The organism is Dawidia soli (assembly GCF_018598185.1).
In the GTDB taxonomy this organism is placed as follows: domain Bacteria; phylum Bacteroidota; class Bacteroidia; order Cytophagales; family Cyclobacteriaceae; genus Ohtaekwangia; species Ohtaekwangia soli.
The window spans coordinates 71,717-85,065 of record NZ_JAHESC010000004.1 but is presented as its reverse complement, the minus strand read 5'-3'; the positions used below and the strand labels follow the sequence as shown (position 1 = coordinate 85,065).

Below are 13,349 nucleotides of genomic sequence, written 5' to 3'. Positions count from 1 at the left end.
AATATATACTGCGTGTCTAATCGCCAAAGCTGATATTGAGGCCTTTGGCTGCCTGCACCAGATACGAGTCCTTGTCGACAAGTTGCTGGCTGCTGGTGGCTTCTTCCAGCGACACGGCCGTGATGGCATTGTTGCGATACGATACCATTTTGCCGAAGTCGTTGGCCAGCACTAATTCGAACGCCCGGACACCAAATAAAGTTGCCAGCACACGATCAAAGGCGACGGGCGTACCGCCGCGTTGTACATGGCCCAATACCGTTTCGCGGATCTCGGCCTTGCAGCCGGCATCTTTTAACTGCTGCGAGAGCTGGTAGGCCACGCCGCCCAGGCGCACGTGCTCCGAGCCTTTCTCGCCCGCCCGCGAGGTAACAGTGCCTTCCTTCGGCTTGGCGCCTTCGGCTACGACGATGTTGGCAAAACCTCTGCCTTTTTTATAGCGCAGGTTGAGGCGGCGCACCAGCTTGCGTACGTCGTACGGGATTTCGGGGATGAGGCAGATCTCCGCGCCACCGGCGATGGCGGTGTGTAAGGCGATCCAGCCCGCGTCGCGGCCCATCACTTCCATGATCATCACGCGGTGGTGGCTTTCCGCCGTCGTCACCAGCTTGTCAAAGCTGTCCGTGGCAATTTGTACGGCGGTTTGAAAACCAAAGGTGAAGTCGGTCGCCGCCAGGTCGTTGTCGATGGTCTTCGGCACACCGATGATGGGAAGCCCTTTGTCGTATAGGGCCTTCGATATTTTTTGCGAGCCGTCGCCGCCGATGTTGACGATGGCATCGAACTTCAGATCTTTCAGACGTTTCACCAGGTCGTCCGAGCGGTCGGACATCAGTACCGTGCCATCCGGTTGCACCGCCGGGTAGTTCAGCGGGTTGCCCTTGTTGGTCGTCTTGAGAATGGTGCCGCCTTTTACGTGGATACCCGCCGTTACCTTGCTGGTGAGCTTAATGAGCTCCTTCGGCTCGCTGAATACACCGTTGAAGGCTTCTACGCTGCCATATACTTCCCAGTCTTTTTCCTTGCGTGCGCGCTTTGCCACACCGCGGATAACAGCATTGAGCCCGGGGCAGTCGCCCCCGCCCGTGAGGACGAGTAGTTTCTTGGGTTTTTCCATAGCGTTTCGTCTTACGACGTTTAAAGTACGCAATTTTAGTCAACCGCGGCCGCGCGGCGCAGGCGGTCGTTGATGGCCCGGCCCAGGCCTTCGTCAGGCACCGGCTCGGCCAGGATAAAGTCCACCGGCATTTTGTCGAAGGCTCGCAACGCAGTAAATAGCTGTTGCGCAGCTTCCGTCAGGCTACCGGCAGGCGAGAGGATAAACTGGTAAGGGGAGTTGAAGTCGGCTTGAAAGGTCAGCAGCGCCGAGCGGTGCGCAGGGTACTGCTGCAACAGGTCTTCGATCGTACCCAGGATCAATCGCTTGCCCGGCGCATAGTGACTCTTGAGCTGCCCCGGCGCCTTGGGGTTGGACGACGAGTGCGCCTGCACGTGCACCGGGCCGACTACCTGCTCGATGTCCTCCAGGCTGAGGCCACCCATGCGGTAGATCGTGGTCTGATCGTTTTCCACCCCCACGATCGTAGACTCGATGCCGACCCGGCAGGGGCCGCCGTCGAGGATATAGGGAATGCGGTCGCCCAACTGGTCGTTGACGTGTTGGGGCGTGACGGGGCTTACATAGCCGAAGGGATTGGCGCTGGGGGCGGCCAGGGGAAAATCTAACGTTTCCAGTAACTGCCGGGTCAGCGCGTGGTCGGGGCAACGAATGCCCACGGTGTCGAGACCCGACGTGACCAGGTCGGGTATGATGGCGCGCTTTTTCAACAGGAGGGTGAGGGGGCCCGGCCAGAAGCGTTCGGCCAGGGCGCGCAGCGCGTCGGGTACTTCTTCGGCGTATGCGTGTACGCGCGCCAGGCTGGGCACGTGTACAATGAGCGGATCGAATTGTGGGCGGTTTTTTACCGTGAAGATGCGCGTGACGGCAGGCACGGATAAGGCGTTGGCCGCCAGCCCGTAGACGGTTTCCGTCGGGATCGCCACCACCTGGGCTTCTTCGAGTAGGGCTTTGGCAATGCCGATGTCTGTGCCGATTTCCGCCATGGCCCCAAAACTAAGTTTTTTTCTTTTCTGCTAAAACCATCACCTTTACACCTGTAAAATCGTAACCGTATATACCTGCCATGAGCAACAAAACGCGATCTGTTCTAAAAATTATAGCCATTATTCTTGCCGCGCTGGCCGTGCTGATGTACATGGGATGGGTGGCCGTTCCCTTTATTTCAGGGTATAAATTCTGGATGGTGACGGCCGGCTTCGTACTGCTGCTCATCAGCAGCAAATAACATCAGGTACAGAGCTTTTCACGCATGCGCGCCAGGGAGCGTTGGGTGGTGTAATCCGCCAGCCTGTCGAGCGCGACCCATTGCAGGTCGTTCGACTCGTGGGTAATGACCAGGGGCTCGTGGCGATCGGCTTCGACCAAAAATCGTACGTCGAAATGCAGGTGTTCCGGAAAGTCCTTCCGCGCCGGTATCGTGTGGATGTCGATGTCGAAGATCGCCGGCGTGCGTAATTGCAGGCTTTTGAGACCAGTCTCTTCCCACGCCTCACGGAGTGCCACCTGTTGTACATCAGGGTTGCCGTCGGCATGGCCACCGGGTTGCAACCACTTGTTGAGCTTGGCATGATGCGTGAGCAATACAAACCGGGTGTCGCTGTCGACGATCCAGGCAGAACCTGTAATGTGGCCGGGCAAATGGTCGCGGTGAAATGCACGCGGATGGGTGAGCAGGGAAAAGAACTGCTCGCGGAATGTCAGCTCTTCGGTAAAGCGACTGGTATAGGCTTGCAGGGTTGGGTATAGCGATGGCAGGGGAGAGGACATGGGGCGGCGTTGGTAAGAAAAAATAAACCTCCCGCCGGTAGCCGACGGGAGGTATTGCTGCTTTTCGCAGAGAGATTGTTACTGGATAACGACCGTTACTTTATTGATGCGGTTGGCTTCCAGCTTGCCCGTCTGCTCGCCGCCGCCAAAGTTATCTTTGTCGTCTTTCTTCGCCAATACGAAGTACGATGTAGCCTTCAGGTCTTTCAATTTGACCACGCCTTTGGCATCGGTCACACCCTGCGCGGCAACGTTGGTTTCGTTCTTATAGTCCTCTTCGGTTTCGAACAGTTGCACACTGACACCCTGCTCGGTGTTCCCCAGCTCATTGCGGATCGTTACCGTAAGCTGTGTTTTGATGATTTGAAAGCTCATGGCCACCAGCAAAACGGCGGCAGCTCCCAGGAATTTGAATGATCGTTTCATACTAGCAAGATACGTTTAATCGATAAAGCTTATCAAAAATGACGCCTGTCAACGTTTTGGGTCAACAGGCTCCAAAGGTAAACGGAAACCGTGTTTAAAGCACGGAAGTTTTCAGGAATCCGTCTGTAAGCGGTCAATTATTTCTTTGAGGCGACCGTGCTGTCCGTGGCGTGTTGCAGATGCTTGGCATAGTGTACATCCCAGGCATCGAGCTGTCGAAAGTGGGTATTCAGACGGGTCAGAAAGTCCTCATAGTTACGGTTCTCTTTGGCCGCCCACGCCACCTCGGCCATGGCACAGGCGCGCGGGTACATCATATACTCCACGTGGTCGGTCGTGGGAATATATTCCGTCCACAAGTTCGCTTGCACACCGAGTATATGTTTTGCCTCGTCATCGTTCAGCAGGGCCGGGATGGGCTCGTATGAATATACCTTGCTTACCGGCAGGTAGCCGCCGATCGCGAGCGGCTGGTTCTCGCTGGTAGTGTCCTGGTAATAGTCGAAGTAACACCAGCCCGTCGGCGTCATGATCACGTCGTGGCCTTGCTGGGCGGCCGCGATGCCGCCTTCTTCTCCGCGCCAGCTCATAACGGTAGCGTTAGGGGCCAGGCCGCCTTCCAGGATCTCATCCCAACCAATGATCTGCCGGTCTTTGCTGTTGAGGTACTTTTCGACGCGCTGAACGAAGTAGCTCTGCAGTTCATGTGAATTTTTGAGGTGCTCGGTTTTCATCCGTTTTTTGCAGTGCGGGCAGGCATCCCATCTGGCCTTGGGGCATTCATCGCCCCCGACGTGTATATATTTGCTGGGGAACAGCGTAATGACCTCGTCGAGCACGCCCTCCAGGAATGTGAACGTCTCTTCTTTGCCGGCACAAAATATGTCGTCGAAGACCCCCCACGTGGTAGCCGCCTGGTATGGGCCGCCCGTACAACCCAGCGCCGGATAGGCCGACAACGCCGCCAGCGCATGGCCCGGCATCTCAATTTCCGGGATGATCGTAACATACCGATCGGCAGCATATTTGACGATCTCTTTTACCTCTTCCTGTGTATAGTAGCCGCCATAGCGTTTGCCGTCGAAATCTTTCGGGTTGCTGGGATCGGCGTCACGGGCATGGCCGATGACGGTCTCCTTGCGGAATGCTGCGATCTCCTGCAGCTTCGGATATTTTTTGACCTCGATGCGCCAGCCCTGGTCGTCTGTCAGGTGCCAGTGGAAGCGGTTGAACTTGTGGTGTGCCAGCAGGTCGATATACTTCTTGATAAACTCGGGCGGGAACATGTGGCGGCATACGTCGAGGTGAAGACCGCGGTAGGCAAAGCGCGGTTGGTCGGTGATCGTCACGAACGGTACCGTCTTACCATTTTCGGGAATGAGTTGTAATAAGGTCTGCATGCCGTAAAACAAACCCGCGCCGCTGGCGGCGGTCAGGCTCACGCCTTTTTCATCTACCGTCAGCGTATAGCCTTCGTTGCCGAGCGCCGGATCTTCGGCGGTATAGAGTGCGATCTTGTCGGCATCGTCCGAGAACTCGGACACCGTGGCGTTTAACTTTTTGGCTTTCAGGAATTCGGCCAGCAAGTTGCCGACGTTCTTCTCTTCGGCGCTCCCGGCGATGATGGCGATCTTCTTATTGTCCCAGTCGAGTACCTCAGTGCCGGGTACAAGCGACGCCGGTTTGGGGATGATGTGAAAGTCGGTCGGGTCGGCGGATTTCTCCTCCCCGCCACACGCTGCCAGCAGCAGCCACGCCAGGGCGGCATACAATAATTTTTTCATATACGTTGCAGATCCAGGATTCTGTTCCTTACATAGTTAGGAAAACAATCGTCAATAATCAACGAAGCGCGTACGGGCAGTTGTATCCGTCGGATGGGGGGTAAAAAACAGCCGGCTCCGGCATCGGGAGATGCACGGAGCCGGGATATGTGTCAATGTTGAGCTTATTGCGTTCTATCGCAACAGCAATACGCCACCGCGTTTTTCGCGGGTTTCCGCATTTTCCTCTTTGCTCTTGTATTTCAATACATACGAGTACGTGCCCGCAGGCATTAACTGGCCGGCGTTGTTCTTGTAGCCCCCGTTCCAGGCAAAGGCCAGGTCGCTGGATTCAAAGACCATTTCACCCCAGCGGTTGAAGATATAGATCTGGAAACCTTCTTCGGCTACATAGAATGTAAAGATATGGAACATCTGGTTGGCATTCAGCCCGCTGGTGGGGCGGAAGGCGTTCGGTGCGTTGATGACCGGATCGCAGTTCACTTCTACGATCGCGTCATCGGACGTTTCGCAGCCGAATGCATTTTCCATTCTTACCCGATAGCTACCGGCTTCCCGGGCCTCATAGATCTGGCCGAAGAAGGGTAACGCCGACTCGCTGGTGCCGACGAGTTGATACCAGGCATAACTTGCAAAGCCCGCGCCCGGATCAAGGTAAGCCACCTGCACATTCGGCGGGGCGTTCGGGTCGGGGCAGATCACGAAATTGTCTTGCATGACGCCTGGTGTAGACGGCGCCAGGAAGATCTGCAGCGCGGCTTCGGCTTCACAGCGACCGTCGCTCACTTTGACACCGTAGAGACCCGCCGCGCGCTGGTTGTCAAGCTGTGCGGTTGTTTCGCCGCTGATCTCCGTGCTATTCAACGCCCATTGATACGTCGATACGGTGCGGCTCGGTGCTGCTTCCAGCGTGAACGCAGCATTGTCACACGGCGGGCTGTCCGGCGGCAGGATCTGCACGGTCAGCGGGCCGAGCAGGCGCACATCTTCTTCGACAGCATCCGGTACGGCGAAGCAGCCCGACGCAGGATTTTGGATCCGCAAAGTATAGTCGCCCTCCACCGTCGCCACGAACTGCATGCCCGTGCCGCTAACACCCGGACCTGTCCAGGTATAGAAGTAGCTGGCCGCCGGTCGTGCGCCGTTCACCACCATACCGTTCAGAACAACGGGAGTGGTACAAGGGTCGTATTGAATATCCGCGCCAAAGCCCGGCTCGATCGCGACGTCGATCTGGGCATCCGTCGGACAGTTTCCTCCGGGGCCATCATCGACCACTACATCCAGGGTATATTGCCCTGGCGGCAGGTTTACAGGGATCGTTGCCGTGGCGCCGGTGAGGCCGACAGGGGAGCTGCTCCAAAAATAAGTATACGTTGGGCCCGGCGGGGCGACGGCCGTTACCTGGGGCGCTGCAGCGCAAAGCTGCGTGATGTCGATGCTTACGTTGGGAATCTCCGGGCCCTGGTTCAGTGTTATGGACGCGCCCGTCGGACAGCCGGCCGGAGGGGCCCCGCCTCTGTACACGGTTATGTTATAATTACCGGGCGTCAATCCCCCCGTTTGAAACTGCACTCCGGGTGTCGGTACAGGACCCGATTCGACCACGTCTCCCGTGTTCGCGTCCAGTATGGTATACATATCCGTCGTGAGAAAGCCTGGGGCGGATGACTGGATGGTGACAGGCTGCGGTGTTAGATCGCAGGCGGCCTGATTGACGGGAGTGATCGTGGGCATGCCCGCGCCGTTGATCGTAGCCGTGGCACCCGCCGGGCAGCCGTTGGCCTGATCGTTGACCGTAATGGTATACGTACCTGCCGTCAGGCCGGTGAACGGCACGGTGATCGGCGAGGTGCCGTTCGGAATCGCCGTCGGGCCGGTGAAGCTATAGAAGTAATTGGTGCTTTGTGTTACGACCGCCGTAAGCTGGCCGGTATTCGTACCGCAGGTAATAGCGGCACCCGGTGTTAACGTTACGGTCGGTGATTGGTTTACCGTGAATGTGATCGTATCGCGCGTGACGCAGTTCTGCGGAGCGGGGCCCGTATACGTTGCGATGTATGTAAATGTACCGGCGGTCGAGAAGTCTACCGGCTGTGTCGGGCCCGTGTTACCGAGGTTGGCGCCATTTAGCGTCCACGTGTGGCCGTTGGGGATATTGATACCGGTGTTCAGCGTCAGCCCCGTATTGGGGGCCGAGCAAGCGACAGCGTCCGGGCCAAGATTGATCGTGACAAGGGCCGGGTTTACGCGGATCGCACCTTCGGTGCTACACTGCGTGGCTGTGCTGGTGACCGTAACAAAGTACGTGCGCGGCTCGCTGATGGTAAGCGTCTCTGTTGTCTCACCATCTTCCCAGAGGTACTCCAGGCCGGGCGTGTCGGTGGGGTTGGCATCGATCACCATCGGCGGCGTACACAGCGACAACGACGTGGACGGGTCCGGCGGCGGAGGATAGATGGTGACGGTATCGCGCAACACCTCTACCAGTCCGACACATCGGTTACTAATGCTGAGCGTCACAATATAGGTGGTCGCGACGGCTGTCGTGGGATAGGTATGTTCGACCTCCGTGAGGTTCACACCTGACTGGCCGCCCCCATCGCCAAAGGCCCAGGTGAGCACGTCGATCGGGTCCGTGCCCGAGCCGGTAAAGCTCGTGGGAGATCCCATACACTCCCCGGTATGCGCAATGGACGGCCCTTGCGGCGCATCGGAAATGATCTGGATAAAGTTCGGCAAGCCCAACCGGCTTACGGTGCCGCCGGCCAGCGGAAATGCATCGATCTGGAAGCTCGACGCGCGTGCCGTATCCGGCACGACCGTGATCACACCCAGGGCGGGTTGGTCCTTGACGGCTACATAGACCTGCTGGTCCGGGCCCATGACAATGGCGCCCAGCCCTTGTGGATAGTCGGCGTCGGACATGCGCGGCGTGCCGCTGGGCTGGTGTGGAATGCCCAGCGTATCGAACGCATATTCGTAAAGTTTCGACGACGGCGAGCCGAGCAGGGAAACATACAGTTTGTTGCCACCCGCGCCGAACTCCACGCCGTACGCCTGTCCGGAAGTATTGTTCAGGTTGATGGTGCGCAGGTTTGTAACCGTACCGGCCGAGTCGATGAAGTCGAATACTTCCACGATGTTGGAAACACCGGGGGTATAGATCGGTACTGCCAGGCGGTTCTGCGGCCCCAGGCGCATGTAACCCTCGGCGTTGGTCGGGAAGGCAATGTTATGATCCGAGCCGATGCCGGAGAAAATAGGATTGTCGATGCCGGCGGTGGTGATGCGGTACGCGCGGAATATATTGTTGCCATACTCGTGGGCAATGAGCCAGTTCTCGTTACCGGTGATGCGCTCGGTGCTACGGGTAAAGAGTGTGACGTTTTTGGCCCGCAGACCGCCCGTCGGGAAGTTGAGCTTGATATCGTAGAGGGAGTAGGCCAGGCGGTAGGTGCCGGTACCGGGGATCTCTTCCGTCGTGAAGATATAGTACAACGTCTCGTCGCCGGGCACCGGAATGATCAGTGCTGCCTGTGATGAGTTGTCGTTTACGCCACCGATGTCGGTGCCGACCACATCAAAATCGTGGTTCCACACCGTGTTGCCGTCGGTGAAGAAGATCACCTGGCCGTTGCGGTCGGAGATCGTTGATGTGCCTTCGAGGGCATCCATCACCGGGTTGGTGATCGCTTCGGGCGCGCCGGGCGGGTTATCAAACACCGGGTTGAAATCAATGCCGGCTTGATTACCAAAATACCAGATGTTGGCACGCTGGTCCTGTACATTGTACTCTTTAATGTTGACACCCGCGGAGGTTTGGCAGGAGCCGACCGTCGCCACGAGGAAATAATATCCGGCGGAGTCGGGCTGCAGCGTAGCCGTCGTGCCGGAAGACGGCGAGCCGATGGGGCCGGCGGGGCCGTACCATTGCCAGCTCGGCGTCCCGCCGCTGCCGGCGTTAATCTGGGCCGTCAGTGTAAAGCGGTTACACGGGCCGGGCGGTGTCGGCACGGGGTTGGCTTTCGGAAAGGGCAGCTCGCAGCTACACGCGGTGGTGTCCTGCACCAGGCTGATCTGCGCGTCGAATGGCTGAATGGTCAGATCATGCCATACACTATCGACCTGGCCGTTGAGGTAAGCCTTCATCGTTACGGTATAGGTGCCTTCATCCGGATAGTTATATACCGGGCTCCACTCGCTGGAGGTGCCGCCGTCGCCAAAGGTCCACACGAGGCTGTCGGCCTGCGGCTTCACCTCGGGGAAGAACGAAATGTTGGAGTTGGCGCAGGTACCGTCGGACGTGAAGTCCAGCACCCAGTTGACACTGTCGAACGGTGCGAACGACGGGAACTGGCGGGCACCGAAGTTGCCAGCAAAAATGCTGGCGTCGTAGTCCACTTCAGACGCTACGGTGTCGGTATTGGTGAAGCCGCCCAGGGCCACATTGGCGCCGGAGGCATAGAGGTAATACAGCACGCTGTCGGGGCCCATCTGCAGACCGAAGCCTGCCGTGGGGGCTGTGCCGGTAAGCACCGAGGCAGGAGCCGGCGTCGGTGTGGCGGTGGGCTTCAGATCGTATTGCACGACGTCACCGGCGCCACCGCTGGTACGCGAAACGTAGAGGTAGCGGCCGCTGCTGCTGAACTCGGTGTCGTAAATGCCATTGGCCACCGGCGACGTCGAGCCGGGCACGGACGTTACAGCCAGTGTAGGCAGGGTCTGCGGGGCCGGCGGCACCGGGGCCGGGGGGAAGGTGATCGTCGCCAGCTCCACGCTGCGGCCGGCTTCGCCCGGCGAGACGCCCAGGGTGCGTGTGGCCGGGTGGTATGAGAAATTGACGGCGTTGGTGATCGTGCCGGCCGTAACATTGCCGATATAGTTCACACCGGTGTTGTCGATCTTGACGAAATGATAGGTGGCCGAGGCGGAAGCATGGGTCACCAGCCAGTAGCCGTCGGAGTTGGGGTCGGGCAGCATGATCATGCCTTCTGACAGGCCGGTGGGCAAGCCGGTGATGGCGTTGTTTACGTCTGTCAGCTCACCGAGGGGTGGCTGGCCAAAGGCCGTGCCATTGCCGATCCGGGTGGAGTCGAACACGGCGTATTGCACGCCGCCGCCCGCCACGGCATAAAAGATATAATATTCGCCGGGGAACGAGGGGTTCTTGCAGACTGTCACCGACTGGTTGCGGGTGTTAATACCGCCCAGCGGCCCGCCCGGCGCGACCCGGTGGGAGGCGTCGATGACGTTTACGCCGTCGGTATAAAACAACAGCGTGCCCGTGTACGGATCGGAGACCACGGCGGTACCGCCGGCGCCGGTGCCGAAGGGGCCGGTGTAGCGGTTGGTGATAAGTGAAACGGAATTGTCGCCGCGGCTAAACCGTATGCCCCGGTTGCCAAAGTACCAATTGTGCCCCGAAAAGTTCTGGGCATAGGTACCGGCAGGGATGACGGTGGCCAACAAGAAGATCAGTCGGTAAAAATATCTGGTCACGTTCCTCGGATTTTGAAGTGGTCGAACTTACGATTCGGTTCAATAAAGTGTCAAATGTAAAACGCTCAAGTTGTTTTAAAGTATACAATTTGGCTTAAATAATGCGTTAATGGAAATGCGCTTACCGGGATTGCCGCCCCGTTGGCCGCCGATGGGAAAAGAGCACGTAAGGGTCGCGTTTCGGTATGATAAACCGTCCTGGCGTCGGCTTTTCCGGTCGGTGGTCAACAATTAACGGTTAACCTGTAACGGATAACGGATAAGTTTTCATTAATTTGCCTCAAGTGCTTACTCTAAAAAGAACGTTTTTAATGTACAGGATCATCCTGCTCTCGTGCGCGTTAATACTGGTGTTGGAAGGTGCGGTAACTGCTCAGGACCCCCAATTTTCGCAGTTTTATGCCGCTCCCCTCTACCTCAACCCAGCCCTGACGGGAGGCACAAACCAGGCCCGCGCGGGCTTGAACTACCGCAACCAGTGGCCCTCGATCGATGCCAACTTCACCACCCTGTCGGCGTACTTCGATTATTTTATCGAAGACTATAACAGCGGGGTGGGGGTGATCCTGTCACAGGACCGCGAAGGGCTGGCCGGTCTCCGGTCGCTCAGCCTGGGCTTGCAGTATTCGTATGAGCTGCCCATCACCCGCGAGCTGGGCTTTCGCCCCGGCGTACAGATCGGCATCTTTAACCGCGACGTAAACTTCGACAAGCTCACCTTTGGCGACCAGTTCGACCCCAATACGGGTCAGCTCATCAGCCAGCAAACCGCCGAGACGTTCAAGACGCAATCGGCCAAGACCTTTGTAGACATTTCGTTCGGGGGTGTGCTCTTTACGAAGAGCGCTTGGTTAGGCGTGTCAGCATGGCATTTGACGCAACCGAACCAAAGCCTCATCGGCGAAGAAAGCAAGCTGCCCGTGAAGCTGTCTGTGCACGGCGGCTTTAAGTTCTTTATGACACCCGGCACGACCGGATCGGGCGCATACGCCCGCAAGTCCGAGCGTAGCATCTCGCCGGCCTTTCAGTACCGCCACCAGGGCCAGTGGGACCAGATGGACCTCGGCCTGTATTTCACGTTCGAGCCGCTTGTGCTCGGCACGTGGTATCGTGGTGTGCCGTTCAAGAAAGTGGGCGACGCGGTGAATAACGAATCGATCGTATTGCTGGTCGGTTTTACGCAGATCGGCGCGAAGGATGCGATCAACATCGGCTACAGCTACGACTATACCATCTCGAAGCTGGGCACCGGCAGTGGCGGCGCGCACGAGTTCAGCCTGGTCTATACCTGGCCGATGCGGAACCCCCGCAAGCCGCCGAAGGATAAGCTGATCATTCCCTGTCCGGATTTCTAGACATTTCGAAGCCGTCTCAGCCACCCTGCAGACGGCTTTTTTTTTCCTGCCCGCGCGTACACGTACATTGTGTTTTCGACAATTATTTCCTCAGAGGAAACGAGTTTTAGGGTAGTGAGAGGCCTCTTCCGACCTACCCCTCGTTAGCTGGAAAAATATTTTAAACTTTGACGCCGAAAAGTTTGCCATGAACCAAACTTTTCCGTTTAATTTTGCATTTACAAACAACAATAAATAAAAAACTGAATGGGTTTCATCTAACGTTTCACATTTAACGCTTGATAAGAAATTGAAAACATTGTTCACCATAGTATCTGCGGCCAAGGCTGCACTCCAATCTGCAAGAACGTTCCGGTTCTTAAACACTGTCTGCATGGTGACCAGACGACCCCGACCCGTACGCTTCGCGCGTATCTGATACCTCCATCACACAACATTCTGTTGATCGACGTGGTGTCCGGGATATCACGCCTTTTGTGCTTTTAGGCACGTGCTTTTAAAGCATTGGTGTTTTCTTCATTCACATTTTAATTCGCAATCACTTTGGAAAAGCATAATCTCATTGTCCGACTGGCAACAGTGGACGACAAACACTACGCAGAGACCATCGTTACCGAGATGGCTGAATCTGCAAAAGCGCGTGGCACCGGCATTGCCAAGCGTTCGCCGGACTACATCGTTACCAAGATGGAGGAGGGCAAAGCCGTCATCGCGCTGGCGCCCGATGGTACCTGGGCAGGCTTCTGCTACATCGAGGCGTGGGAGCACGAGAAATATGTGGCCAACTCCGGCCTGATCGTATCGCCGCCCTTCCGCAAGACAGGTGTCGCCACCGATATCAAACGCGCCGTGTTTGCGCTGTCGCGTAAGAAATATCCCGACGCGAAGATCTTTGGTCTGACGACCGGTCTGGCCGTGATGAAGATCAACTCCGACCTGGGCTACGAGCCTGTGACCTACTCTGAGCTCACCACGGACGAGGAGTTCTGGAAAGGCTGCCAAAGCTGTGTGAACTACGAGATCCTGATGAGCAAGGGCCGCAAGAACTGCATGTGTACGGCCATGCTGTTCGACCCGGTGGAAGCCGAAGCCAAGCTGCGCGAAGCCGAAGAAAAACGGAACGCTCAGCGGAAGGCGGAAGCCCCCAAGGCGGCCGAAACGGTCGTCACGCCGGAAGGCGAGCTGGTGACGACACACCGCCACCGCGAGTTCGACGGCAACCAGAAGCTGTTCGAGCGATGGTTGCGCTTCAAGCAATTTGTACTGCTGAAGTCGTTTCGCAAGAAAGATGAGAAGAAAGACGAAGGCAACGGCAGCAAAGACAAGAAGTCGCTGCTGAGCTTTTTCTTCTTCTGGTAACGCGGAAGACCTTTATTGAAACCTTAAACTTTACTA

The 13,349-nt window shown here is 57.3% G+C and carries 9 protein-coding genes; 3 read left to right on the top strand and 6 right to left on the bottom strand.

The features are described from left to right. Positions 1-16: 16 nt before the first annotated feature. Positions 17-1,117, bottom strand: a complete 1,101-nt coding sequence (locus tag KK078_RS03950; protein ID WP_254088945.1) for a 6-phosphofructokinase — start codon at positions 1,115-1,117, stop codon at positions 17-19. 35 nt (positions 1,118-1,152) lie between these two features. Then, positions 1,153-2,103 carry an L-threonylcarbamoyladenylate synthase gene (locus tag KK078_RS03945; RefSeq protein WP_254088944.1) on the bottom strand — a complete coding sequence of 317 codons (951 nt, stop codon included), beginning with the start codon at positions 2,101-2,103 and terminating at the stop codon, positions 1,153-1,155. An 80-nt stretch (positions 2,104-2,183) separates the two neighbouring features. Here KK078_RS03945 and KK078_RS03940 point away from each other — a divergent pair, with 80 nt between their 5' ends. Continuing rightward, positions 2,184-2,345 (top strand): hypothetical protein, encoded by a 162-nt coding sequence (locus KK078_RS03940; RefSeq protein ID WP_254088943.1) that lies wholly within the window; start codon positions 2,184-2,186, stop codon positions 2,343-2,345. 2 nt (positions 2,346-2,347) lie between these two features. Here KK078_RS03940 and KK078_RS03935 read toward each other — a convergent pair whose 3' ends face one another. From KK078_RS03935 to KK078_RS03920, 4 genes are all read right to left on the bottom strand, one after another. Next, on the bottom strand, positions 2,348-2,887 hold the full coding sequence (locus tag KK078_RS03935) for an NUDIX hydrolase (RefSeq protein WP_254088942.1): 540 nt from the start codon (positions 2,885-2,887) through the stop codon (positions 2,348-2,350). 78 nt (positions 2,888-2,965) lie between these two features. Beyond that, the gene (locus KK078_RS03930; protein WP_254088941.1) at positions 2,966-3,313 is read right to left on the bottom strand and encodes a hypothetical protein; all 348 of its coding nucleotides are present in this window, start codon (positions 3,311-3,313) and stop codon (positions 2,966-2,968) included. A gap of 137 nt (positions 3,314-3,450) precedes the next feature. Beyond that, complete coding sequence (locus KK078_RS03925; protein ID WP_254088940.1) at positions 3,451-5,097, bottom strand: beta-N-acetylhexosaminidase; 1,647 nt, start codon at positions 5,095-5,097, stop codon at positions 3,451-3,453. 174 nt (positions 5,098-5,271) lie between these two features. Next, positions 5,272-10,599, bottom strand: coding sequence for a T9SS type B sorting domain-containing protein (locus KK078_RS03920; RefSeq protein WP_254088939.1), 5,328 nt, complete (start codon positions 10,597-10,599; stop codon positions 5,272-5,274). A gap of 311 nt (positions 10,600-10,910) precedes the next feature. Here KK078_RS03920 and KK078_RS03915 point away from each other — a divergent pair, with 311 nt between their 5' ends. Continuing rightward, entirely contained in the window at positions 10,911-11,954 is a 1,044-nt protein-coding gene (locus KK078_RS03915) for a PorP/SprF family type IX secretion system membrane protein (protein WP_254088938.1), read from the top strand. Positions 11,955-12,497: 543 nt separating this feature from the next. Next, the gene (locus KK078_RS03910; protein ID WP_254088937.1) at positions 12,498-13,313 is read left to right on the top strand and encodes a GNAT family N-acetyltransferase; all 816 of its coding nucleotides are present in this window, start codon (positions 12,498-12,500) and stop codon (positions 13,311-13,313) included. Positions 13,314-13,349: the final 36 nt, after the last annotated feature.

Excerpts from the sequence above, each read along its gene's own strand:
- KK078_RS03930 (WP_254088941.1), bottom strand. The coding sequence starts at position 3,313 with ATGAAACGATCATTCAAATTCCTGGGAGCTGCCGCCGTTTTGCTGGTG.
- KK078_RS03915 (WP_254088938.1), top strand. The coding sequence starts at position 10,911 with ATGTACAGGATCATCCTGCTCTCGTGCGCGTTAATACTGGTGTTGGAA.
- KK078_RS03950 (WP_254088945.1), bottom strand. The coding sequence starts at position 1,117 with ATGGAAAAACCCAAGAAACTACTCGTCCTCACGGGCGGGGGCGACTGC.
- KK078_RS03940 (WP_254088943.1), top strand. The coding sequence starts at position 2,184 with ATGAGCAACAAAACGCGATCTGTTCTAAAAATTATAGCCATTATTCTT.
- KK078_RS03935 (WP_254088942.1), bottom strand. The coding sequence starts at position 2,887 with ATGTCCTCTCCCCTGCCATCGCTATACCCAACCCTGCAAGCCTATACC.
- KK078_RS03945 (WP_254088944.1), bottom strand. The coding sequence starts at position 2,103 with ATGGCGGAAATCGGCACAGACATCGGCATTGCCAAAGCCCTACTCGAA.
- KK078_RS03925 (WP_254088940.1), bottom strand. The coding sequence starts at position 5,097 with ATGAAAAAATTATTGTATGCCGCCCTGGCGTGGCTGCTGCTGGCAGCG.